The 23,116-nt window shown below is 53.9% G+C and carries 19 protein-coding genes; 3 read left to right on the plus strand and 16 right to left on the minus strand.

Going from position 1 to position 23,116, the window contains the following annotated elements; all coding sequences use genetic code 11:
- The first annotated feature begins 184 nt into the window (after nt 1–184).
- A complete protein-coding gene (locus FKP33_RS15470; protein WP_141335660.1) occupies nt 185–2,068 on the plus strand; it encodes an NTTRR-F1 domain in 1,884 nt (627 codons plus the stop codon).
- Between the two features lie 276 nt (nt 2,069–2,344).
- Nucleotides 2,345–2,779 (plus strand): hypothetical protein, encoded by a 435-nt coding sequence (locus FKP33_RS15475; RefSeq protein WP_230876251.1) that lies wholly within the window; start codon nt 2,345–2,347, stop codon nt 2,777–2,779.
- 157 nt (nt 2,780–2,936) lie between these two features.
- On the opposite strand, the gene FKP33_RS15480 is transcribed toward FKP33_RS15475, so the two are convergent.
- The 16 genes from FKP33_RS15480 to FKP33_RS15555 all read right to left on the minus strand — a co-directional run bounded on the left by FKP33_RS15480 (nt 2,937) and on the right by FKP33_RS15555 (nt 21,889).
- Nucleotides 2,937–3,401 (minus strand): hypothetical protein, encoded by a 465-nt coding sequence (locus FKP33_RS15480; RefSeq protein ID WP_181410166.1) that lies wholly within the window; start codon nt 3,399–3,401, stop codon nt 2,937–2,939.
- 239 nt (nt 3,402–3,640) lie between these two features.
- The gene (locus FKP33_RS15485) at nt 3,641–4,156 is read right to left on the minus strand and encodes a hypothetical protein (protein ID WP_181410167.1); all 516 of its coding nucleotides are present in this window, start codon (nt 4,154–4,156) and stop codon (nt 3,641–3,643) included.
- Between the two features lie 30 nt (nt 4,157–4,186).
- The gene (locus FKP33_RS15490; protein WP_141335663.1) at nt 4,187–6,361 is read right to left on the minus strand and encodes an ABC transporter transmembrane domain-containing protein; all 2,175 of its coding nucleotides are present in this window, start codon (nt 6,359–6,361) and stop codon (nt 4,187–4,189) included.
- 104 nt (nt 6,362–6,465) lie between these two features.
- Nucleotides 6,466–7,323 (minus strand): sugar phosphate isomerase/epimerase family protein, encoded by an 858-nt coding sequence (locus FKP33_RS15495; RefSeq protein WP_141335664.1) that lies wholly within the window; start codon nt 7,321–7,323, stop codon nt 6,466–6,468.
- Nucleotides 7,316–8,311, minus strand: a complete 996-nt coding sequence (locus tag FKP33_RS15500) for a DUF6005 family protein (protein WP_141335665.1) — start codon at nt 8,309–8,311, stop codon at nt 7,316–7,318. The genes FKP33_RS15495 and FKP33_RS15500 overlap by 8 nt, the downstream gene beginning before the upstream one ends.
- Before the next feature lie 17 nt (nt 8,312–8,328).
- Nucleotides 8,329–8,607 (minus strand): petrobactin biosynthesis protein AsbD, encoded by a 279-nt coding sequence (gene asbD, locus FKP33_RS15505; RefSeq protein ID WP_054797982.1) that lies wholly within the window; start codon nt 8,605–8,607, stop codon nt 8,329–8,331.
- Nucleotides 8,607–9,887, minus strand: a complete 1,281-nt coding sequence (locus FKP33_RS15510; RefSeq protein ID WP_141335666.1) for an AMP-binding protein — start codon at nt 9,885–9,887, stop codon at nt 8,607–8,609. Before FKP33_RS15510 ends, asbD begins: the two co-directional genes overlap by 1 nt.
- A 24-nt stretch (nt 9,888–9,911) precedes the next feature.
- Entirely contained in the window at nt 9,912–11,771 is a 1,860-nt protein-coding gene (locus FKP33_RS15515) for an IucA/IucC family protein (RefSeq protein WP_258313455.1), read from the minus strand.
- Entirely contained in the window at nt 11,744–12,991 is a 1,248-nt protein-coding gene (locus FKP33_RS15520; RefSeq protein WP_141335667.1) for an MFS transporter, read from the minus strand. The genes FKP33_RS15515 and FKP33_RS15520 overlap by 28 nt, the downstream gene beginning before the upstream one ends.
- Nucleotides 12,988–14,334, minus strand: coding sequence for a lysine N(6)-hydroxylase/L-ornithine N(5)-oxygenase family protein (locus FKP33_RS15525; RefSeq protein ID WP_181410169.1), 1,347 nt, complete (start codon nt 14,332–14,334; stop codon nt 12,988–12,990). The genes FKP33_RS15520 and FKP33_RS15525 overlap by 4 nt, the downstream gene beginning before the upstream one ends.
- The gene (locus FKP33_RS15530) at nt 14,261–14,950 is read right to left on the minus strand and encodes a GNAT family N-acetyltransferase (RefSeq protein WP_141335668.1); all 690 of its coding nucleotides are present in this window, start codon (nt 14,948–14,950) and stop codon (nt 14,261–14,263) included. The genes FKP33_RS15525 and FKP33_RS15530 overlap by 74 nt, the downstream gene beginning before the upstream one ends.
- On the minus strand, nt 14,928–16,769 hold the full coding sequence (locus FKP33_RS15535) for an IucA/IucC family protein (RefSeq protein WP_141335669.1): 1,842 nt from the start codon (nt 16,767–16,769) through the stop codon (nt 14,928–14,930). Before FKP33_RS15535 ends, FKP33_RS15530 begins: the two co-directional genes overlap by 23 nt.
- Nucleotides 16,714–18,300: a pyridoxal phosphate-dependent decarboxylase family protein gene (locus FKP33_RS15540; protein WP_258313456.1), complete on the minus strand. Its 1,587-nt coding sequence runs from the start codon at nt 18,298–18,300 to the stop codon at nt 16,714–16,716. The genes FKP33_RS15535 and FKP33_RS15540 overlap by 56 nt, the downstream gene beginning before the upstream one ends.
- Nucleotides 18,297–19,721, minus strand: coding sequence for an aspartate aminotransferase family protein (locus FKP33_RS15545; protein WP_141335670.1), 1,425 nt, complete (start codon nt 19,719–19,721; stop codon nt 18,297–18,299). The genes FKP33_RS15540 and FKP33_RS15545 overlap by 4 nt, the downstream gene beginning before the upstream one ends.
- Before the next feature lie 169 nt (nt 19,722–19,890).
- Nucleotides 19,891–20,886 (minus strand): FecCD family ABC transporter permease, encoded by a 996-nt coding sequence (locus tag FKP33_RS15550; RefSeq protein WP_141335671.1) that lies wholly within the window; start codon nt 20,884–20,886, stop codon nt 19,891–19,893.
- Nucleotides 20,879–21,889: a FecCD family ABC transporter permease gene (locus FKP33_RS15555; protein WP_141335672.1), complete on the minus strand. Its 1,011-nt coding sequence runs from the start codon at nt 21,887–21,889 to the stop codon at nt 20,879–20,881. The genes FKP33_RS15550 and FKP33_RS15555 overlap by 8 nt, the downstream gene beginning before the upstream one ends.
- Before the next feature lie 209 nt (nt 21,890–22,098).
- Between FKP33_RS15555 and FKP33_RS15560 the strand changes: the two genes are divergently transcribed.
- Entirely contained in the window at nt 22,099–23,100 is a 1,002-nt protein-coding gene (locus FKP33_RS15560; protein WP_141335673.1) for an ABC transporter substrate-binding protein, read from the plus strand.
- Nucleotides 23,101–23,116: the final 16 nt, after the last annotated feature.

Genomic DNA, 23,116 nt, shown 5'->3' on the forward strand with positions numbered 1-23,116 from the left:
ATCATTTCAAAAACTTTCTTTACACCGGGTCACTTGGATTTGTGCATCTTGGATTACTTGATTATCGTCGCCTTCTTCAATACGATTTGTGTGTTTTGGCAGTTATAGATGACGTAGCAGAAGAAATTGGACAACATATAATACTATTGCGTCCTAGTTATGGCGCTAAAGGAGGTGAGAACATATGTCTATCACTAACATTATTGTCAATGGCGGGTTTGAAACAGGGTCTTTATTGCCCTGGATTAATTTTAATGCAACCATTACAACCGATTTCTCGCATTCAGGTTTTTACGCAGCGCGTTTGCTCGGCGGAGATTTAAACTCCTTTATTACGCAGTTTGTGCCCGCAACCCCCGGAGAGTCATACGAATTCCTGGTTTCACTTGCGAAGGTCGGAACTGCGCCAAGCCCTCCCATTTCCTTGACTGTCGCCTTTTATAACGATTCATTCACATTTCTGGGATACGGATTGATTACTACGATTCAGACCGACCGATTGCCTGATGTAAACGATGATACTTGGCTGGAAATCTACCAAACAACCTCTGTGGCGCCGGCAGGTACTACGCAAGCTTTAGTCCTGATCAATAAACTTCCTCAGACGGGTAGTCCGGATGTCATTGCGGATGACGCAGCGTTACTGGAGGCGGCAGGGGGTGGAGCTACCGGACCGACGGGACCGACAGGGCCGACCGGAGCGACGGGCGCGACTGGAGCAACGGGCGCAACGGGCGCAACTGGGGCGACTGGAGCCACGGGCGAAACCGGAGCCACGGGCGCAACGGGCGCGACAGGCGCAACGGGCGCGACAGGCGCAACGGGCGCAACGGGTGCAACGGGCGCAACTGGGGCGACTGGAGCAACGGGCGCAACCGGAGCAACGGGCGCGACAGGCGCAACGGGCGCAACCGGAGCCACGGGCGCGACAGGCGCAACGGGTGCGACAGGCGCAACGGGCGCAACCGGAGCCACGGGCGCGACAGGCGCAACGGGCGCAACGGGCGCAACCGGAGCCACGGGCGCGACAGGCGCAACGGGCGCAACCGGAGCAACGGGCGCGACAGGACCGACAGGACCTTCCGGCGGGCCGCAGGGACCAACTGGAGCAACAGGGCCTACCGGCGCGACAGGGCCGACAGGTGCAACGGGACCGACGGGACCGACCGGAGCAACGGGGGCGACAGGGCCTACTGGACCTTCCGGCGGGCCGCAGGGACCAACTGGACCAACTGGAGCAACAGGGCCTACCGGCGCGACAGGACCTACGGGGGCGACCGGACCGACGGGAGCGACAGGTGCGACGGGACCGACGGGCGCAACTGGCGCGACTGGCGCGACAGGGCCTACCGGAACGGTTGAGCCCAATCCGTTTCAAGTTTATGTTCAGGCAGGCGCAATAGGCGGGGATGGATCGCAAGCAAGCCCGTTCGGTACAATCCAGCAAGGCGTAACGGCAGTATTGCCCACCGGAACGGTTCACATTCTGCCGGGAACGTATCCGGTCACATCCACCATTTTGGTTAACAAAGCCGGCGTCAGTTTAGTTGGTTATCCGGGCGCGATCGTCATGCTGCAAGCGAATGTCATTCCAATTATCGTGTTGGGAAGCGGAGTAACGGTCAAAGGGCTGACCATGACCAGCGATATCCCGTATGCAAGGGAATTTATTCAAATTGGAGGTAACAATCATCGAATACTGGACAACACCATATTCGGCCCTCCACAAGCCGGGCCTTCAACGGGCTGGGTAGTCAATCGCGGCTTTGTGACACAAGCTGGCAACATGAACAACCTGTTGGTGCAAAATAATCTCTTCTATTCTCTTCGCCAGCCAGCGTATTTAAATCCGGGTACAAACGGCAATATCCTGGATAATGTTGTCTATAACACCCGCGGATTTGTTGTTGAAGCAGCTGTATTTGTCTTTTCCGGAAATTCATGGGGCATCCCGGAAAACGCTGTAGATATCGCGCTGATACCTGGAACAGTGGTCGGTCCTCCATACGATCCTCTGACAGTACTGGCCGAGAATAACAGTAATGCTTCGATACAAGACACTCGATAACTACAAGCTGCAAGTTTCACTGAAGAGGATGGTAACGTTGTAAAAAGATTTTGGATAGAAAATTGACCTGAAAAGGGTGGCATATGATGTCACCCTTCATTAATTTCTTGAAAATCAACATTAAAATTTAACAGAGCCTTAAATTAAAGAAACGCTGTTTTCGCAAAGGTTGTTGTTTTAGGTAAAGTTTTATAATATCCAGATTTTCTGTAATATTGTAAATAAGAAATAGGATAAATCCGTCTTGTCTCTAAATCAATATTTGGTGGTGATTAGATGATGAAACATCTTTCTTGGATAAAAGGTCTTATCTTCGGTGCTTTATTTTCATTCATTACTGCATTATTATTTATGTTAATAGGTCAAGTTTGGGCTGGTGGAATTACTTCATTCTGGGGTGAAGAGTGGCTATATTTCTCAGTGATAATTCCTTTTGCTATTACCTTTGCAGTTTTAGGTGGATATTTTCACAATAGAAATGCATTATCTAACAAAAAACTTTGGCTGATAAGCCTTATAAGTGCATTTCTCGTAACCTTATACAGCGGAACAGTTGGTGCGATTTTTGGCGAAACTATCGTTAGGGGCGGATTGGAAACGATAAACGTTGAAGGTACATTCGTTTGGGGTACAATCTATGCTTTTATTTTACTTCCCCTTACAACACCATTCGCAAGATTTTTGATAGGAGTTTTTTATAAAATCATTTAGAAGATAAACCACTTTCGTGCTGTAAACCTTTATCCTTAGCGAATCAGGGAACAAGTCATTCTTAATCGCTCTGAACAGCTCTATTTGGTCTGCTTTGCTCACGAAAACAGCGTAAAGAAAAGACCATCGAGAATTCCCGACGGTCTGAAGCACGTGTTCAGTAGACACGGCCTTCGTTTCCTCTAAGTCCATCAGCGGCTCCAAAACGAAGGCAATAGGCCTCCAGCTCATGAAACGAAACCGTATAGAGAGCCAAGTTGTTCACGATGGATTTTGTCGAACCAGGCAGTTCGCTGAATTTCGTGAAGAGCCTTTCCAGCTCCCCCTGACCCTCAGAAGCCCAGAACTGAACCTTCTCGACATTCGGGTTTCCCGCTTTCATCTGGTCAATCAGCGCCTGCAATCCTCGTGCAAACACAAATGTGCGCCGATAAGCCTTCTGAATAAAAGCAACCTCCACCTGACATACTTCCCGGTCCTCATATTGGTTGGCGCCGGTACCATAGACGAAACCGGCCGCACCGACAATCTCGTAAGGCTCTTCACTGAAGATGAGCATGGCTTTGCCAAAAATTAAAGGGCTGCTGATAAAACTAAGCTTAATGGCAAATGAATAAGGCAAATTCAGTTCATCGTGATGCTTGATTACAAACTTTACATACGATTCATAGTCCATTTCCAAATCGCAAGGACGAAATTCGTAGGGCATTACTTCGGTTGTGCTCTTAAGGAATCATTGATGATGACTAATTGCCCAAATCTGTCACCTTTGCCGCCGGTTCCTTTAGAACCAAATCCTTTTGGTGGAATCATTCGGTACCCCTCCTTTTCGAAATCAATCCTTTGTTTTCTTTTTCCTAATTATACCTTGTCGAAAATTTTTAAGATAGTCCTAATCTGGTTAATTTTCACACAAAAGACCAATTCTTTTCCAAGCATACCCTCACGTCTGTAGCTTGTTTCGGAAAATTTGGAATACAATTTGCATAAATATTCATTTTCCTCCAGAGCGGCGAATCTCAATTCCTGCACCTCCGGATGCTCCTTCACGAGCTCACGAACCCAAAACCGCAGCCCGGTAATAAATAGCCGCGTCCCCCTGTGGGCTTTGTCGAAAATGACCATATCCGCAAAAGCAACCTCTTTATCCTTAAATTCCTCTTCCGGTGTACCCTGATAATAAGCCAATACACCGATCACCCGGTTGTCGGCATCCGTGGCTTGAAGCAAATGGCCCTGCGTCAAATAGGAATAAAGCAGGCTAATCGTATCCATGGTCGTATAAGAAAGATGCAGGTCGCGTCTGTTCTCAAGAAAGAATAAACTGACTTTGGCGAACTCATCATCATTGGAACAGCGTCTGCAAAGCGTCGTCATTGCGATCCTTCTTTCTGTCTCCACGAGACGTCAAATTCGCTTCTTCAGCGTTTGCTCCAGCGTTTGAAGAATTTGAGGGTATTGGTTTGTTAATATTTGAAATTGTTCCCGTCTTACAGATAGCAGCACCGATGGGCCCATGGCCCTCACCGTAGCGGTCCTTGGAATATCCCTGAGCAGGGCGATTTCGCCAAAGTGATCACCGTCCTGCAGAACGGCTACCCGCTTATCTCCCTCTTCGGGAACCTGCTTCACGATTTCAAACTTGCCGCGGACAATAATGTAAAATTTATGGCCTTCCTCTCCCTCACGCACAATAGCCTCGCCCTCTTTGCACGTTTCGGTGGAAAACAGGCTAGCCATGTCCTGGAGCAGCGGAAGCTCGATCCCTTCGAAGAAGGGCAGCTTCGCAAGCCGGTCAACCTCCACCGTTACATGAAGGCCATCCTGAGACAAGTGAAACCCATGCTGCTTTTCCCAAAGGCTATAGTATAGTCCGTTTTGCTGCAGAAGTTCCTGGTGGGTACCGGATTCGACGATTCGGCCCTCCTTGAACACATGAATCCTATCGGCATTCACAACAGAGGCTAACCGGTGGGTTACGGAAATAATCGTAGTGTGCCTGCGAATCTGTTGAATCCATTGATTGATATCCGCTTCCGTAGCCGGATCCAGTGCCGACGTCACCTCATCAAGCAGCAGCAGCTTCGGATTTCTCAGAATCGCCCGTGCAATCGCGATGCGCTGACGTTCACCCCCTGACAAAGATCCCCCTTCATGGTGGATCATTGTCTCATATCCCGCAGGCCAGCTTGCAATGACGTCATGTATTTTCGCCTGCTTCGCAGCTTCAACCATGTCCGCATCCGTGACGTCAACCCCGTCCAGCAGCAAATTATCCCGTATCGTTGTGTTAAATAAAAAAGTATCCTGAGTAACCAACGTGGACAGCTCTCTTAAGGAAGCCTCGCTTACGGTACGCAGGTCATAATCATCCATCGCAACCGTGCCCTGCCTGGGATCGTAGAAACGGGACAGCAGCTGCAACGCGGTGCTTTTGCCGGAGCCGCTTGAACCTACGAATGCCGTATAGCTGCCGGCTGCGATGTGCAGGCTGACGTCCCGCAATTGATCGGTTTCCTCGGTATATCCGAAGGTGACCCGTTCCATCCGGATCGAAGTTATGGAAGCTGGAAGCTCTATGGGGTTGGCGGCTTCCGGAACGCCGGGCTGCTGATCGAAAATTTCCCCGACGCGCCGGAAGCTAACGCTCGAATCAATGAGGTTCGGGATCAGGAACGATAAATTGGAGGCCGCCTGACCAACGCTCATAAACAATGTAAAAAAGGCCATAAAGCCGCCGACCGTCATATCGTCATGGAGTATCAAATATCCGCCGAAGCCGAGCATAATCCCGTTCAAGATCAATAAAGCCGTTAGAGGCAAGCGCTCCATCAGGGAGTTGGTCATGTGCATGTTCAAACCAAAGGAAAACAGCTCTTGAATTTGCTTACGGGCCCGCTCCCGCAACCTGGCCTGCTGATGCAAGCCTTTAATCGTTTTATGACCCTTGACCATCTCGTCGATCGTATTGGAGAAGCGCTCCTGGGCTTCTTTATAGCCCGCATTGGCCGTTTCCGCACGGGCTTGAAGGAGTCTGGGCCCGACAAACATCAGTACGGAGCCGGCAAGCACGGCCAGCGCGAGCTTCCATTCGATTGAAAACAGCATAAAGAGTCCGAGCAGGATGCTTAAAGCCTCCTTCAGAAAGAAGGGACACGAGATGCGGATCACTTTCTCCATGGACGCCATATCCGCTGCGAAACGAGTAACAAGGTCGCCGACTCTGTATCGTTGATAAAAAGGCAGCGATTGCTGCTGCAGATGGATAAACAGCTCGGTTCTCAGCTTCCGAATCACCTCGCCGCTCAGCTTGCCTAACGAGTAATCCCCGCATGCACTTGCACAAATGTTGAAAAATCCGCCTCCGAGCAAAATGCTCAGAATGATCGTGAACGCTTGGAAGTCCTTAGGTGTGAATGCCTCATCCACCAAGTATTTCAGGCTCAAGGGGGCTGCCACCGCATAAGCGACTTCAAAGAGGATGCTAAACAAAAAAATGGAGAACAGTAGTTTATATTGAGTAAAATGGCGTAACATGGTCCTTATAAAATCCAATTTTAATCGCCGCCTCCCAGTACCCATAGATTACCGCAGTTTCGTCAGGCTGTAAACGATTTCCATGATAGGAGCGAGATTTGATTGCAAAAAAAAGGCAGCTTTTAGCGCTGCCTTTCATTCACGAGCATTTATGGAGCTGGCGCGTATAAACGGTCCAGCCTGCGACGCAGCCATCCGATTTCCCCACTCAGCATCCGTCCAGGTTCGGCCCCGAACCATTCCAGAGAGGCGAACTTGCCGCTCGACCCGATGCGATCGATAATACGACGGTAATCGACCGCTCCGTCCGCCAGCGAAACCATCCCTTGCCGGCTGCCGTTAGCCGCATACACCTGATGGGGTTGAAACACGCTGCAGTGAGCAAGAGAGAGGACATTTTTCAGATGGAAATGCTCCACCCATGGCTCCAACTGCTCATAGCTTTCCAACGGGTCGTCCCCAGCCTCCCATAAGTGAAGGAAGTCCATATTCAGCTTAACCGCTTCATGGCTCACTTCCGTCATCAGCCGATGAGCCGCCGCTTTGTGATCGGCCAGCGTCCCCGGATGTGTTTCCACCAGCAAATCGATTCCATGATCCATACACAGGTCGCCAAGGATTCGAAGCTGCCGAACCGTATCCTCGAACTCGCCTGCGCTCACCTCTCTGCTGCCGCGCCTCCCCGCAAAAGTACGAATCCGCCTCGTTCTAAGCCAGCCCGCCAACGTGAGCAGTTCCTCGCATCGGGTAACGGTATCCGGGAAATTCACCCGGGATCCCACTTCCAAATAATCGCTGATCATTGAAACCGTCAGCCCTGCGGCTTCCGGCAAATGCATCCTGGAGCCCTTGCGCTCCTCATACAGGTGACGGGCGTGAACTCCCCATACTTCCATTCCGTTGAAGGCATGGACTCGGGCAAATTCGATCAGCTGCTCGAAAGAAATCAACGTGTGGCGAAAAGAGATGGTGCACAACGAGCACCCTAATCTGAATGAATCAGACATCAATAAGACGCCCCCCTGCGTTGGAGTAGCGGGCAGACCATAAGGCAAGCTCCCGCTCCAGTTCCTGTTTAAGCCCACGTTCGATCGCTTCGGCCTTATCCAATGTTTCCAATAGTGAAGGAAGCAGCTCGGTACGGCCGGTCAGCGATAATTTGACAGCCATAAATTGCATCGTGTTGAAGGCTTGAACCAAATCGCGGATTTGCTGCGCCCAATGCTCATAATGTTCCCGTGGCAACTGCAGCTCATCGTGAAAGTACATGAACGCGTAATCATACCCATATTTGCGAATCACAATCACGTGCAGATGCTTGAGCGCATCCGCGAGCTGAGGCAGCTTCTCAGGCTCCCCGGCCAATCTTGAGACAAGCGCTCGCAGCTTGGATACCAGCTCATTGCCATGGAGATTAAATCCGTCATAAAAGTAAGAAACGACCGTATTCGGTGTCGGCGCCTGGATAGCGAGGGCTTCGATATAAAACCCGTCCGGATAAGGGTTATGAACAAAAGCCTGGAGCACCTGCTCCCGGCTGACGACCCCCTCCCACTTCATATCCGCGTCAAGCATGAACCATTCGCCCTCTCGTTCGGTAGACGAAACCAGCAAATAATGAGGGAACGGATTCAGATTGAACTTATTTTCCCGCTCCGGCATGAGAGACATGTCAATCTGCACGACGACATGCCTGTGCTTAGGGGCATTTTCAACAAGTTCCACCAGTCTGGCCGCATTTGCCGCCGAATCCTGATGCCGGTCATGCCACTGGATCACCCGAGTTCCGAACATTCGTTCATACCACTTCATCGATCGCTCATGCTGAATGGTATCTGAATAATACGACAAACCCGCCTCCGTCCAGGCAAACTCCGCATCCCACACGCCAAAATAAAAAGGGCGGTAATCGACATCGCTGTACCTTTTGACCACCTCGCACAAGCAGCTCACCACACAGTGAACCTTAATGCGCTGCTCCTTCCATCCGAACATAAATTCGCCTCCTTCTGTTACGCTCTTTGCTCCTCGTCAGTACCGGCGGGAGCCAAACGTTCCATGAAATCAAGAAGTGAGCCCACCGTATGAAAGACCCGCGGATCCACCTCCTCCTCCGGTATACGAAGCCCGAATTCCTCCTCAATCCAGACCAACAGCTGCAGCATCATCACCGAATCGACGCGAAGGTCCTCATTCAGCCTGTGCGTTTCCTCCAAGGGAGACAAGTCTGTCAGAAGAAGCCTGGTTTTCATCAATGAATGCAGCTCTGTTATCCGTTGATTCCGTCTCATCAGCTTAGATCCGCCTCCTCCAACATTTTACGGCTGATTTTACCCGTCGCATTCCTTGGCAGCTTCGTGACACACTCCACTTTGGCCGGCACTTTATGGGGAGGCAGCTTGCGTATGCACCATGCGCGAACCGCCTCGGGCGTAACCTGATGATCGGCCGCCACCATGCAGCAAACGACCTCGCCCATCACCGGATGCCGCCCTCGGTAGACGACGCACTCGCGGATGCCGTCCAGTTCGGAGACGACGTTTTCTACCTCCGTAGGATATACTTTAAGGCCGGATACGTTGATCACATCGTCGGCCCTGGCTAGAAGCCGCAGCTCTCCCTGCTCCATATACCCAAGATCTCCGGTGCGGATCACCCGGTCTTGCACGGCTATGATCAGTTCTTTCGGCATGTCTGCTGAAGCCCCGGCTTGCCTAATCCGAATGTAGCCTAACGGCTTGCCGATATCTGCGCTAAACCGAAGGGAGCGGCTGACACTGATGCATCCGGCTTCGGAGCAGCCATACTGCTGAAGCACACCGTCCGCCAGAGGAGCAAGCTTATCCAGCAAACCTTGCGGCAGAGGAGCGCCCGAGCTCATCAACTGATGATAACGAAAGCCGGAAGCGAAAGATGTCAGCACATGCAGCGTCAACGGTACCCCATACACGATATGCTTCGGCGTGTCCCGAAGGAGAGCCAAAGTCAGCTTCGGATTCGTATAGGCCGCGACGTGAGGCACCGCTTGCCGCTTCATAGCGGACAACACTCCGCTGATCAGGCCGTAAGCATGGCTTACCGGCGAGATGATGACCGGGGTAACCGAACCGTCCAGATCAATCGCTTCATTATAAGCCGTGATTTCCTCCGCTACAGCCGACCACGTTCGGCAAATGAGCTTAGGCTTGCCGGACGTACCTGAGCTGAACATGCAAAGCGAAGCCTCCTGGGCGGAGACAAGGGTATCGTTCGCTCCTTCCGGCGGCGTAAACGTCAGAAAGCCGTCCTCGACGGATCGGTACACGAGGCCGCTGCACCCTGCTTCAATCGCCAGAGACTTGGCCGTCTCCAGCGGAGTTTCTCCGTGGAGCAGAAGCACCGATCCCCCTTGCTCCCGCAAAAAAAGCACCAGTATAATCAACTCGGCCGCGTTCGCCATGCAGACCGCGATCCGGCTTCCCGCTCTCCCCGCGTCCCGATAGTGCGGCAAAAGCCCCCAGGCTTTCCAGCGTATATCCACATCCTCTTGGCCGAAATACAATTGGTTGACGGCAAACAGCTTCCCATTCACATGCGGACCTCCTCTCTACTTGTACTAGTCGGGCGATTGGAAAGCCGACAATGGATTGGGTACCCTGTGCGATAGCCCTTTTGATTGAACCGTCAATCGTTTATACGTCAACTGCTCCACTCTGGTAGTCGGGGCAAACAAATCCAAAGCCTCAAACCGCTCTTTCCAATGCGGATCTTTTGCCTGATGGCGATGTATACATGCAGACGTCATCCGCCAAAATCGCCTTTCCTCAAAGCCGTACCGGTCCGCTAGCATCATAGCCAGTTCACCGAGGTTGACGAAAAATAGCGCCCCCAAAGTCAAATACCGCAGCGGCGTCACATCCTCCGTTTCAAAATTGGCTCTCTCCTCCTGGACAGCATACCGTTCGTGAACAACCGTTAAATCCGGGCAAAACTCCGGTTGCTTCAGAAAGGAACGGCAGTACAGCACATCCTCATGAAAATCTTTGAGCGCCAACCGCTCTGGCCAACCTTCCCGGTGCACCATCACCATATTTTGCGCATGCGATTCCGTAGCGACGCCATGAACTGCGGCCAAGTGGAGGACAGGCAGCACACACCGCTCCAGAAGCCGGTTCAGCCACGCCTCGATCCCATAGGCTTGAAGCCATGGCTCAATGAGCGGGGTGCCATCCCGTTCCGAAGCACAGAGCGCATAGAAGGGCACGCATTCTTCCCCCAACTGTAAATAGCGGTGCAAGCTTTCCCGCCAAATGCAGCCCACTGCTGCGTACAGCGGGTGCGGGGCCTGGTCATGCTCCCGGCCCGAGCGTCTTCCGTCGCCCTTGTGATCCTGCGGATCATACGAGACGGCAGCCACCTCCCGCAGCAAAATCAGTTTCGCTTCCTCCTTCAAATAGCGGTCTCCATCCACTAAGCTTTGAAGCCAGAAGGACAAGACCGGGGCCGTTACCGTATAGTGGGGCAGCAATTGACGGGAACTTGACGTATTCAACAGATTCATCGACAGCTTGATATACGCTTTATGCGGCTCTGTCCGGTTCGCAAGCGTGCGAATCGACTGCTGGGCGCGATAAGTATCAGGAGAACATCCCAGCAGCACCATACGTTTCGTGCGGAGCTCTTCCGCGCAAGCCGGAACGATCGCCCGGCGCCATTGCCACGGGTGTACCGGCGCGAAGAAATAGTCCGCAGGGTCGCAGTTCTCGCTCCGCAACAACGCTTGAAAGGAATCGACAGCAGCATCCCCCAATTCCTCACACAGCAAGCCGTCGAGCGACATGCCCGGCAGCACGGCCGCCCGGCTCTCCTCCTTCCGCACGGCCAGCCATATAGGCGTCACATCCCGGGCAAACTCGGGGCCGTAAGCAAGATGGTCGGCATAATCAAAGCCGATCCGCGACTTATAGCTCGGATGGTACCGATGCCCGTCCATGACCGCCGACTCCAAGTCATCACCGCTTAACCGCCGCAACTCACGGCCTTCCGAAATCCGATGAAACTGAGCTATGGCATCCTTCAGCAGCGTCTGCTCCAGCTCCTCCGCAAACGAGATCAGCTTGGACCGATCTACACCCGGCACATCCAGCACTTCCTCGACAAATAAACGCAGCGAAGACGCCTCCGCTTCTACGCCGCCGCCAAGCCGGATGAGCGGAGATTCCGTTAACATCCGAATCCGGCCGAATGTGAACCTTCTTTGCCCAAGACACCGGTAGATCACCTTCCGGCCCGCAGCATCTTGACCTTGAAGGCTGTATAATATCTTTTCCCCTTCCGCTTCCATCAGCGGCGTGACGATTCCTTCATAGATGACCGACTCCGCCAATTGCCGGAAAATTCTTCTGCGCACATGCACGCAGGCCTCGGATCGTAAAGCTTGAGCAGCCATTAGGTCTTGCTGCCATGTACATTCCACTTCGCTGCCTCCTTCGGCGATCTGTGAATAGCAGACCATCTGAACAATAGGGTATTCACCAGGCACAACAAGGCGGCGGCAAGCAGCGGCGTATTCAACCCCGCCTGGATCGACAGGAACGAGGCAAGCAGCGGAGACAACAACTCCCCGGCCGTCTGAAACGATACCATGACACTGAAGGTCATAGCAGCGCCCGTCCCTCGTTCCCTTTCAAACAGAATGACGTCCAGCACCGCCATCGTTATTGCCAGAAACATGCCGTACAGCATACGCCCAATGATCAATCCTGTAATGCCCTCCGACAGCGCTTGAATCATCAAGCCGGCGGCCATCGTCGCAACGCCCAACGTGTACGCGACATGCAACCGCCCCGGTTTGCAAATACTGCGAAGAAACGGCAGCAGCGTTAAGGCGCATGCATGCGGCAGAAGGAACAGCACCCCGGCTATGCCCGTCGACAGGCGGAAGGCTTCCTCTACGTATGGTGTAAAAAAGGGCCTGACCACTTGATTCGCGACCGTCAAAGTAAAAAACAACAGTCCCAGCGTTACGATGTATCGATCACGCAGCAGCCCTATTAACGAAAGTTTCGAGCCTGCAGACTCAGGTTCGCCCGCTTGCCGGGAGCCGCCCCGCCACCCCCAAAGCACCCCTATGCATACGAGCAATTGAACGACATCGGCGGCCGCCGCTCCATAAAACAGCGTTAGAGGCCGTTCCATTTGGAGCATGTGGGCGCCGGTCAGCGCAGCTAACAGAACGGCTGTATGGTGCACGGTGTGAAACTTGGCCGCCGAACCCGCCTGACCGCCCCTATCGGTCAGTTCCATCAGAATAGGATAAATCAGCATGTAGCTGCTTTTGAACAGGAGCAGACATACGGTCAAAATCAGAAACTCCGTCGCACTATCCGCCGACGCCAGCAGCGCTGTCGTCAATGCCGTGCCGGCCTGACCTGCAAACAGCAGCCGCTTGGCTCCCGCCTTGCGGGCCAGCCAGCCCCAAACCGGGGAGCAGAGAACGACGGTCAACCGGCAGACGAACAAATAAAAGCCCGTGTAGCTGTAGTCCTCGACGCCGAACACCTGACGAAAAAACTGCGGGTAATACGGCGACAGAAGCACTTCGGTGAAAAGGCCGAGAAACACGCAGCCAAGGAGCGCAGCCTGCATGCCGGTTCTCGAGCGAAGCCCTCCCGCCTCTTGAGCAAGCCGCCTCATACGTTCGCTCCGAACTGCTGAAATACGTTTCGTTCCCTTCGAGGATACACCGCGCGTCCCGTCAATTGTTCGATGATCAAGCTGTTCCGGTATGCGCCCAGACCCAGATCCGGGGCGCCGACGCCGTGCGTATGCAGCTCCCCATTTTGAATAAATATGCGGTTTCCCCCGCCGATTCGAAGCTTCAGCGCGTAATTCTCGGAAATGTCATACCGGCCTTTCGCATCCCGGCAAATATACGGCTCCAACGGGCTCAAGCAAGCCGGCTCGGCATGCTCGTAGCCAGTGGCCAATATGACTACATCGCTGACATGCTCGAACGAAATGTCCTGCTGCAGTTGTCGGCAAACCAGCCTGTATCCATCGCTTCCCCTCCCGGAGAACGGAAGTAGCTGCTCCACTTCCGTTGAGGCCATGAGCCGAACACGGGGGCTTTCCTCCCCTCCGGTTCCCGCGTCGTACAAGGCATCGTAGATGTCAGCGATGGTGCGGGCGCTGATCCCTTTGTACAGCAGGCTTTGTCCTGCTCGGACAGCATCCTTGCGCTCGGGTGCAAGCCCGTAGAAGTACCGCGTGTAATCAGGGGAAAAATGCTCTAGTCCGAGCTTGGAATATTCCATCGGGAAAAATCCCGCCGACCGCGTAAACCAGTCCAGCCGATACCCGTATTCCCGCTGCCCGCTTAGCAGATCAAGCGTAATCTCCGCTGCGCTCTGCCCGGAACCGACCACCGTAATCGAACGGGCTTGAAGGCAGCGCTCCCGATGCGTTAAATAATCCGCCGAGTGAAATACATGCGGACCGCACAGCGATCGGAAGCGAGCCGGCATTTGAGGACGGCTCCCTACGCCTATAACCAGATTACTGGCAAGATAGCTTAACATGCGCGGAGTGCCAAGCTCTCGCACCTCCACCACAAACCGGGCGTCTGATCCGGCTTCTTCCAGCCGGATCCCGGTCACCTCGCAGCCGAAACGGCAAGAGGCCAACCGCTCTGCCGCCCACCTGCAGTAGTGGTTGTATTCCCGGCGCGAAATATGAAACTTTTCCCGAAAGTAAAAGTGGTACAACCTGCCATGCTCATGCAAATAATTCAAAAAGCTGAGCGGATGCGTCGGATCAGCCATCGTTACCAAATCCGCAAAGAATGGAACCTGGAGGGTCGTGCCCTCGATCATCATGCCGGAGTGCCAATCAAACTGCGCTTTCCGCTCCAGAAAGACAGCTTTCGTCTCCGGTACGCGATCCAGCAGCGCAGCTAAACCGAGATTAAACGGACCGATTCCGACGCCCAGCACATCCAGCACGTCTGAATGATTCAGACCGGCGCCCGTCCTCGACATAAGCCATCCCCCTTTCTCTATCCAAAGCTTCAAAGATCTCACGCTCGCAAAGCATCAGCGCTGCCGTTTTATCCGGAAGCTGCACTTGCCGTTGGAAGCGAAAGCCGCACTTTTCAAAAATATGCCGCATCTTCGCATTCCGAATATCCGGTTCGGCGACGATTCGAATAGTTCCCGGGTTCAGGAACTGCAGACGTACGAGGGCAAGCAGCAGCGGGAGCGCATAACCTTGCCCGAGATAGTTCGGCGGGCCGATGAGCAGATGCACCCCCTGATCTTCCGGAGCCGCCTCGTAATATTGACCGATCAAGTCGGACGCCGCCCAATACGATTCGAAATAGCTCATCGGCTCCCCATCCAGCAGACCGATGCACAGCGTCTGATGCGGGTCGGCCAAGAAGCGCTCCAAGTGGTTGCGGTACGCATCCAGAGGAATTTGGAGCTGCCAAAAGGGAACGACATGAGGCTCCTGATGCCAGGCGTGCAGCCGCAGCAAATCGTGCTCCATCGTGACCGGACGAAAGGAAATCGTTCTACCGATCGTTCGATCCTGGATAGTAGCTAGAGGATGATCCTCGTAAAGCTGGTTTAAATTACGAATCAAGACGCCCGACATCCTCCGGCACCTCCAAGACAAGCGGATTATCCACCAGAACGTAAACCGACTGGTTTTCGAGCGATCCGACCAATTCGTCCATGTCATACAGCCGGGTAAGCAAGTTGGCCTTGCACGGAAGCTTCTCCTCCGCTAACAAGCTTTGGAGGAAGGTGGACGGCTCCCTGTTCATAGGGAGAAACCCGGCCAGCACGGACCGCAGCTCGCGAAGCAGCAGACGTTCATCAACAAGCCCTGCGGTGCCGAAGCCGTTAATTAAGCCAAACAAATGGTTGAAGACCAGATAATAACGAAACCGCTCATCGGCAACGGCGTCATCGCAGAACGTCTGACTTTTGACTCCAAGATCAGGAAGCTCTTGCTTCAAGCGCTCTGACATGGAACGGCAGAAATAATAGCCTTGATTATCCCGATAATAGAAGCGGTTAGGGTACCCTTCACGCAGCTGAACGACGCTGTTTTGCTGATGCGCCTCCAGAGCGATGCCATACGTGAAATACAGCCACAGCATCGGCTTCAGCGACATCTCCAGATAAAGGCGGAACCAGTCCAGACTGACGGCTTCCGTCGTGCGGTCCTCCCGTTCAGCCAAACGGCGGACGATGCGGCTGAGGCGGGATTCGGAACCGGGCAGCGGATCCTGAATGAGTGAAGCGACTAGCGCCGCTTGAAGCGCCCGATCACCCTGAAACGGATTTTCACGCAGCACCACTTCAAAGCCCGATTCCTCCTCCCCTTCCAAAGCAATCGACACATAAGCCGGGTCCTTCACGATTGAAAACGCCGGATAACGGCTTGAAACCTCGCCGATTCGCGTGTTCATCAACCGTGCTACCTCAACGCCCCGCTCCAGTTCTTTGAATTTATTCACCCGCAGCGAGTTTGTAATTTTCACGGGAACGGATCCTTTAGCCATCCATGGCGACTCCGGGTGATACACGGTCCGAAACGACGATGTCGCCGAATAGAATCGTCCCCGTGCACCCAAATCTTGAAGCAAGCCCTCCCCGATCAGCTTCAGTACGGACGGTTTACGCAGCATATCCCGGGCCTGCAGCGGGTGAAGCGGAATCAATGTGTAGTCGTCGAGCCCCGTATAGGCGGATATAAAATCCGGTTCCGTCTGCGGACCATCCCGCAGTTCCGATTTAATCCATTCCGTCGCCGTCATGCGGTCAAGCGCCGAGTCTTCACGAACAATGGATCGGTGCGCCCTGAAGTAGTGCAGCTGAAATTGTCCTTTCAGCTCAGGGGAATACACCGACTGTGCGTTATCGGGAACACCCTCGCGGCTCTTCGGTGCAGGATGCAGCAGATGTCCGAACAGCAGCGATTGCTCTGCAGTAAGAAAATCACCGTCATAGCCGTACAGCTGCTCGCGGTCCCCGTCACGGGCGGAAACAAACTGTTCGATACGTTCACAGCTTTCCCTGATTCGCTGCAGCAGTTCCTCTGTTCGCCCGGACGCGTCAACCTGAACCCGTTGTCCCAATTCCCGGACCAGACGCTCCGCGATCGCCAGCTCGTCCTCCGTGACCGCCCCAAGGTCTTCGCTTCCTTTCCATTGGAGTGGAAATTGGAACAGATGCCTTCCGGTCGGAGATTTATACTTCACCGGGACGATGACCGTCCCGTGTTGGTTGACCAGAGGAAGCTGAAGCATCCAACCCTCGTCTGATTCATGCCAATCTCCCAACCCGGTCTCCCTGAGGAAACTGTTAAGCAAGCTTTGCAGCGTAGCCCTTGCTGCGATTGTACGCGCCTCACAACCCTCTTCCCATAAAACTTCCGTAAGTTCCAGCGGCCGTTCCCCGATCATGTGACAACACTCCTTTCCGAGCAAGCAGCTCCGCAGCATATTGACATTCCAATTCCTTGCCGATGCGTATGACATGCCTCAATATTCCGGCCGTATGCTGCAGCGTCGCTAACGGATTCAACAGCGTAAATTTTAAGCAAGCCTTCCCCTTCGCCTTCGTCCGGGCGACAACCGCTATGCCGCCTTCAAGCAGCCGATCCCGAATCCGGCAGTTCAACTCATCCGTCCAGCCAGCGCCGTCTTCCGCTCCAACTGAAGGTACATACCGGAAAACAACAGCGTTCAATGTCGGCTCTGCTATCAGTTCCAGCGCGTCCTCCTGTCGAATCCGCTCTGCGGTTTCCTCCGCCAGCTTCAGGGTATGATCGATCATCGCGGCAAACCGCTCGCGGCCGACATGCTGCAGCGACATGTAGAGCTTGAGCGCGTCAAACCTGCGCGTTGTCTGGACCGACTTGCCTACAAGATTAGGCATTCCCGCCTGATCATCCGCTTCCGGGTTTAAGTAGTCGGCATTAAGCCTCAAATAACGGTAATGCAATCGATCCCGAAGCAAAAAAGCTCCGCAGCTGATCGGTTGATAAAACAGTTTGTGAAAATCAACGGTAATCGAATCAGACAAAGCGATCCCCTTAAGCAGGCAGGCGTGTTGATCGCTCAAAGCGAGCGCGCCGCCGTATGCCGCATCGGTATGGAGCCATAGACCATGCCTTCGAGCCGCTTCTCCCAATTCCGGAAGCGGATCGATACTGCCGAAATCAGTGGTCCCGGCTGTAGCTACGAGTACGAAGGGAATCAGTTCGTCTTCGCGCAAACGGGCGATTGTGCTTTCCAGAAGATCGCTGTGCATTCGGCCCTTCGAATCCACGGGCACCGTGATGACGGATTGTTGTCCCAGACCTAATAAAGCCGCCGATTGCTTGACTGTAAAATGGGCCTCTTCCGAGCACAGCACCCGGAGGCGGTCAGCCTGTGGAGGTAATCCCCGCTGCTGCACATTCCAGTTCCAGCGCATGCAGCAATAATGGTCTCTGGCAAGCAGTAATCCCATGAAATTGGACTGCGTTCCCCCGCTGGTGAACACGCCGTCGCTGCCGCTGCCTGCGAATCCGAACAACCCGCACAACCAGCCGATGACCTCTTGCTCCAGCATCGTGGCCGACATACTTTGATCCCATGAATCCATGGAAGGATTCACCGCGGAAAGCAGCGCCTCCGCAACCAATGAAGCCTGCAGGGGCGGACAGTGAAGGTGAGCCATACAAGCCGGGTGGGTCACTACCGCTGAATGTTTCAGTACAGCCTCACCTATGAAATCCAGCAGCTCCGCCATACCGACGCCCTGCTCGGGACAAACCGGCCGCTGCCGTAAGGAAGCCGCCAATTGATCAGGCAGAGCTCCGCTGTAGGGATGCTTGGCACTTGCAAAATCGCGAATTAACACGCCCAAAGCCGTATTCATATGCTTGCGGAAGAGCACCTGGCTTTCCTCGCTGTGATTCAAAAAATCCGTTGCGAAGGTACCGTTCACCTGAAGACCCCCTGGGGAATGCGGTTATGGCGTTCCGCCGCCAGAACAGCCTCATGGAAAATTTCCGCGATTCGATCGATTTCTTCTTCCGTTACGATTAACGGAGGCAGGAAACGAACTACGCTGCCATGACGTCCGCCGAGCTCCAGAATGAGGCCTCGTTTCAAACATTGCCGTTGAATTTCGCGAGCCAGCTCACTGTAGGCGGGATAGCTTCCAAGCCTGTCCGAAGCGCGTTCATGATCGATGATCTCCGCGCCGATCATCAGCCCTCTGCCCCTCACTTGCCCAATGCAATTTACGGCAGAACGGGTTTGCTCCAAGTGCTTGACGAGGCGCTGACCGACACGGGCCGCATGCTCGACCAGCCGTTCTTCGCGGATAAACCGCAGCGACGCTGTACCTGCTGCCATCGCCAATTGATTTCCGCGGAACGTACCCGCATGCGCTCCCGGCTCCCATCGGTCAAGCTCCTCCCGGTATACGATCACGGACAGCGGAAGACTTCCGCCCACGGCTTTGGAAATAACGATCACATCGGGCAGAATGCCCGCATGCTCGAAAGCAAACATGCGGCCTGTTCGGCCGATCCCCGTCTGCACCTCGTCAATGATGAGCGGAATCTCCCTTTCGCCCGTTATTCGCCGAATCTCCCGAGCCCAGGCATCGGGCGCGGGAATGACCCCTCCCTCTCCCTGAACTAACTCCATAATCATGCCGGCGGGCGGCAGCACACCGCTCTCCGGATCGTCGAGCAAATGTTCGATATAGCGGCTTCCGACTTGATGCCCTTCCTCCCCGCCGATTCCAAAGGGGCAGCGGTAATCATAGGGATAAGGCAGGAAGTGTGCGCCCGGCATCAACGTACCTACCTGGCGCTTAGGCTGCAAATTCCCCGTCAAACTAAGCGCGCCGCTCGTCATACCGTGGTATCCCCCGTGAAAGGACATCATGACGCTTCTTCCCGTTGCCGTCTTGACCAGCTTCACGGCCGCTTCAACGGCATCTGCTCCCGATGGGCCGCAGAACTGAATACGGGCTTTACCCGCAAATTCCGATGGCAAGGCTTCGAAGAGCTCATCGACGAATCGCTCCTTGACCGGCGTTGTCAGATCAAGCGTAAGCAGAGGCATACCGGAGTTTAAAACATCCTTCATGGCCTCGACCACCACGGGGTGGTTGTGGCCTAAGGCAAGCGTTCCCGCTCCGGCAAGACAATCGTAATACGTCCGGCCGTCCGCATCTTTCACCTGCACTCCTCTGGCTTCAATAATGGCTATGGGAAGCTTGCGCGGATACGTACGGGCATTAGATTCGCGTCGCTGCTGGCTTTCAAGATATATCGCATTGCCCTTCGTCATATAAACTTTCCTCCTTTGGGGAATTGTCTCTAACCTGCCTGTTCTTAACTGTCGAGGCATTGGTAATATTTTACACCGCCATAGTTGCTAATTGTAAATGATAATCATTATCAGTGCAATAGTTATTTTGTCCCTCTAACTTGATCCGTCAAACCTAATTTTTGGCCCGAACGCAAACAAAGGAACCCTTCCCTGCGGATGGGTCCCCTCTTCGGAACGGACTGTCGGTTTATCTGCGTTTATACAAAAGATACATGAAAAACGGTGCGCCGATCCCCGCCGTAAATACGCCCGCAGGGATATCCAGCGGCTGGAAGAGCATTCTCCCCGCCAGATCCGCTAACAGTACGATGATTGCTCCAAGAAGCGCGGAAATCGGAAGCAAAATTTTATAGGAATTGCCAGCGAGCTTTCTGGCCATGTGCGGCGCAAGCAGACCGATAAACGAAATCGTCCCCGCTACGCCGACAGCAGCCCCGGCCAGGGAGACGCTAATAGCAAGAAGCATAAAGCGGTTAAGCTGAAGCCGGCTTCCAAGACCGACGGCAACGTCCTCCCCCAGCGATTGAACATTCAGCTCTTTGGCGAAGAGGACGGCAAGCGGCAGGAACACGGCAACCCACGGGAATAGTGCAGCTATATATTTCCAGTTTGTTCCGTATATACTGCCGGTTATCCAGTTCAGCACCTGGGAGGCCAGATAAGCGGGGCCGCTTATCAGTATGAACGTCGTCAGCGCGCCCATTGCGGTCGATATACCGATACCGATCAGCACCAGCCGAAATGGGGAGACCCCCTTCTTCCATGCCAGCATGTAGTTTAATGCAGCTGCAGCGAACGCCCCCACCATTGCGATGACGGGAACCCAGTGGATGCTGTAGGCGCCTGCGGACAAGGTCATGAACGCCACAACGGCAACGGATGCTCCTCCGGTTACGCCCAACAAATCCGGAGCGGCCAGCGGGTTGCGGATGACCCCCTGAAGCAATGCGCCCGAAACCGCCATGGCGGCGCCGATTAATATAGCGGCGACAACCCTCGGCAGCCGAAACTCCACGACGACCACCCCGCTGCTTTCGCCGTTATGCCCGATGACCGCCATAATCACTTCGGTAAACGGAATACGGACACTGCCCATCGACAAACTGACCAAGGACAGGACAAGTAAAACCAGGCAAAGCACGAGGGCGGTAAGGAGCCCCTTTCGTTTTCCGGATTTAAGCATGGGCCCTCCTTCTTGCCACATAAATCAGGAACGGAACCCCCAGAAGGGCCGTTGCGACACCTACGGGGACTTCCTTCGGCATGATGATAAAGCGGGAGGCGAGATCTGCCGCAACAAGCAGTACCGCGCCTGTGATCGCGCAATAGGGCAGGAGCCACCGGTGGTCGTTCCCCACCAAATAACGGCACAGATGCGGCACAATAAGCCCGACAAAGGCGATCGGACCTGCTACGGCAACGGAGCCACCGGCCAGCAATACAATAGCAATGGCGGACGTCGTACGGATCAGCACAATTCGTTGGCCCAATCCCTTCGCTACATCGTCTCCCAAGGCCACGACATTCAGCGACCCGGATAAAATCATCGACAGCACCCAGCCAGCAGCAACATACGGAAGAACGACCGCGAGATGCTTCAACTCCCGGTCCGCAACAGAGCCGATCATCCAGAACAGCGCTTGATCAAGCGACTGCTTGTCGATCAGGATGACGCCTGCTGTAACTGAAGAAGCTAAAGCAGCGACGGAAGCACCCGCCAACGTCAGCTTGACCGGATCGAAGCCTCCCCTGCCCTGCGAGTCCAGCAGAAACACGAACATCGCGGTGAGCGCCGCCCCCGCAAACGCGACCCAGATCATGCTTCCCAGGGTAAGCCCCGAACCGAGGACCGAAATGCTGAGCACAAGGAACAGTACGGCCCCTGCATTGATCCCGAATACGGAGGGAGAGGCGAGCGGATTTTTCGTCAGTACTTGCAGCAAGGCACCGGCAATGGCCAGGCTCGCGCCTACCACAGCTCCGATCAATGCCCGGGGAACTCGCGTATTCGTAATAATGACGTGCTCATTGGAGCCGTTAAAATGTACATAAGCCTGCCAGACTTCGCTCAGTCCAAACTGTTGAAGGCCGAACAGAACGCTAGAGAGCATACAGCCGAGCAACAAGAGCACTCCCGCCGCCAATCCGAACAGCTTCATCATGCGGCTGCTCATCGAATGAGCCATACAAGTTCATCCCTCCACAAGGTGCAATTTTACTAAAAAAATGACATTTTCATTGTAGGGGCGGGCTACCCCCTTGTCAATGATTTTGATTCTCATTATCAATTAAAGGTTGACATCCAAAACCTAATCCCTTATATTGGCAATGATAATGATTCCCATTATCAGTCTGCGTACGCAGCGAAACTAAATCATTAAGGAGAGACGAAATCATGCTTTCGATTGTTCGACTCAACCGCATTCCCTTGCTGTTCATCCTTATAACTGTTCTGTTCTTAACGGCGGTCGGCTGCGGCAGCGCAGCGAAGGAAACGCCCCCCGCCGCATCCCAACAGGCTGCGACGGAGTCCGCTCCACCCAAAAGCGAAGCCGCAAGAACCATTAAGCATGCAATGGGCGAAGAAACGATACAGGGTACGCCGAAGCGCGTCGTCATTTTGACCAATGAAGGAACGGAAGCTCTCCTTACCGTAGGCGTGAAGCCGGTCGGCGCCGTCCAATCCTGGGTTGGAGACCCGTGGTACGATCATATCAAAGCGGAAATGCAGGGCGTTACGGTGCTGGGGGAAGAAACGCAGCCTAACATCGAGCTGATCGCCGGTCTAAAGCCGGACCTGATTATCGGCAATAAAGTAAGGCACGAGAAAATTTACGAACAACTGAAAAAACTTGCTCCGACCGTCTTCGCACAAGACTTGGCAGGCGACTGGAAAATCAATTTCAAGCTGTACGCCGAAGCGGTGAACAAGAAGGAAGAAGGGGAAAAGGCGCTGGCAGCATTCGATAAGCGCGTCTCTGATGTGAAGGCCAAGCTGGGCGCTAAAGCGGCAACCCAAGTATCCGTCGTACGCTTTTCCGCCGGCGATGTGCGGATTTATCAGAAGCAGACGTTCAGCGGCGTGCTGTTTAATCAATTAGGCATTGCCCGTCCCGCTTCCCAGGATAAGGACCAGTTCGTCGAGAAGCTGACCAAGGAACGTATCCCGGATATGGATGGCGATGTGCTGTTCTACTTCCTGAACGAAACCCCGGGCAAGAACGATGCCGCCAAGATAGCTGAGGAATGGATGACGGATCCGTTATTCAAAAACTTGAAAGTGGCCAAAACGAACAACGCCCATAAAGTGAATGAAGTGGTCTGGAATCTGGCGGGCGGCTACAAAGCGGCCAACCTGCTCTTGGATGAAATCAGCAAATACTTTGAAATCAAGTAGGATCTCATGGCGGCTT

Source organism: Paenibacillus sp. tmac-D7 (genome assembly GCF_006519665.1).
GTDB classification, from domain to species: Bacteria; Bacillota; Bacilli; order Paenibacillales; family NBRC-103111; genus Paenibacillus_G; species Paenibacillus_G validus.

Excerpts from the sequence above, each read along its gene's own strand:
- FKP33_RS15470 (WP_141335660.1), top strand. The coding sequence starts at position 185 with ATGTCTATCACTAACATTATTGTCAATGGCGGGTTTGAAACAGGGTCT.
- FKP33_RS15475 (WP_230876251.1), top strand. The coding sequence starts at position 2,345 with ATGATGAAACATCTTTCTTGGATAAAAGGTCTTATCTTCGGTGCTTTA.
- FKP33_RS15485 (WP_181410167.1), bottom strand. The coding sequence starts at position 4,156 with ATGACGACGCTTTGCAGACGCTGTTCCAATGATGATGAGTTCGCCAAA.
- FKP33_RS15490 (WP_141335663.1), bottom strand. The coding sequence starts at position 6,361 with ATGGGTACTGGGAGGCGGCGATTAAAATTGGATTTTATAAGGACCATG.
- FKP33_RS15495 (WP_141335664.1), bottom strand. The coding sequence starts at position 7,323 with ATGTCTGATTCATTCAGATTAGGGTGCTCGTTGTGCACCATCTCTTTT.
- FKP33_RS15500 (WP_141335665.1), bottom strand. The coding sequence starts at position 8,311 with ATGTTCGGATGGAAGGAGCAGCGCATTAAGGTTCACTGTGTGGTGAGC.
- asbD (WP_054797982.1), bottom strand. The coding sequence starts at position 8,607 with ATGAGACGGAATCAACGGATAACAGAGCTGCATTCATTGATGAAAACC.
- FKP33_RS15520 (WP_141335667.1), bottom strand. The coding sequence starts at position 12,991 with ATGAGGCGGCTTGCTCAAGAGGCGGGAGGGCTTCGCTCGAGAACCGGC.
- FKP33_RS15525 (WP_181410169.1), bottom strand. The coding sequence starts at position 14,334 with ATGTCGAGGACGGGCGCCGGTCTGAATCATTCAGACGTGCTGGATGTG.
- FKP33_RS15530 (WP_141335668.1), bottom strand. The coding sequence starts at position 14,950 with ATGTCGGGCGTCTTGATTCGTAATTTAAACCAGCTTTACGAGGATCAT.
- FKP33_RS15535 (WP_141335669.1), bottom strand. The coding sequence starts at position 16,769 with ATGATCGGGGAACGGCCGCTGGAACTTACGGAAGTTTTATGGGAAGAG.
- FKP33_RS15545 (WP_141335670.1), bottom strand. The coding sequence starts at position 19,721 with ATGCCTCGACAGTTAAGAACAGGCAGGTTAGAGACAATTCCCCAAAGG.
- FKP33_RS15550 (WP_141335671.1), bottom strand. The coding sequence starts at position 20,886 with ATGCTTAAATCCGGAAAACGAAAGGGGCTCCTTACCGCCCTCGTGCTT.
- FKP33_RS15555 (WP_141335672.1), bottom strand. The coding sequence starts at position 21,889 with ATGGCTCATTCGATGAGCAGCCGCATGATGAAGCTGTTCGGATTGGCG.
- FKP33_RS15560 (WP_141335673.1), top strand. The coding sequence starts at position 22,099 with ATGCTTTCGATTGTTCGACTCAACCGCATTCCCTTGCTGTTCATCCTT.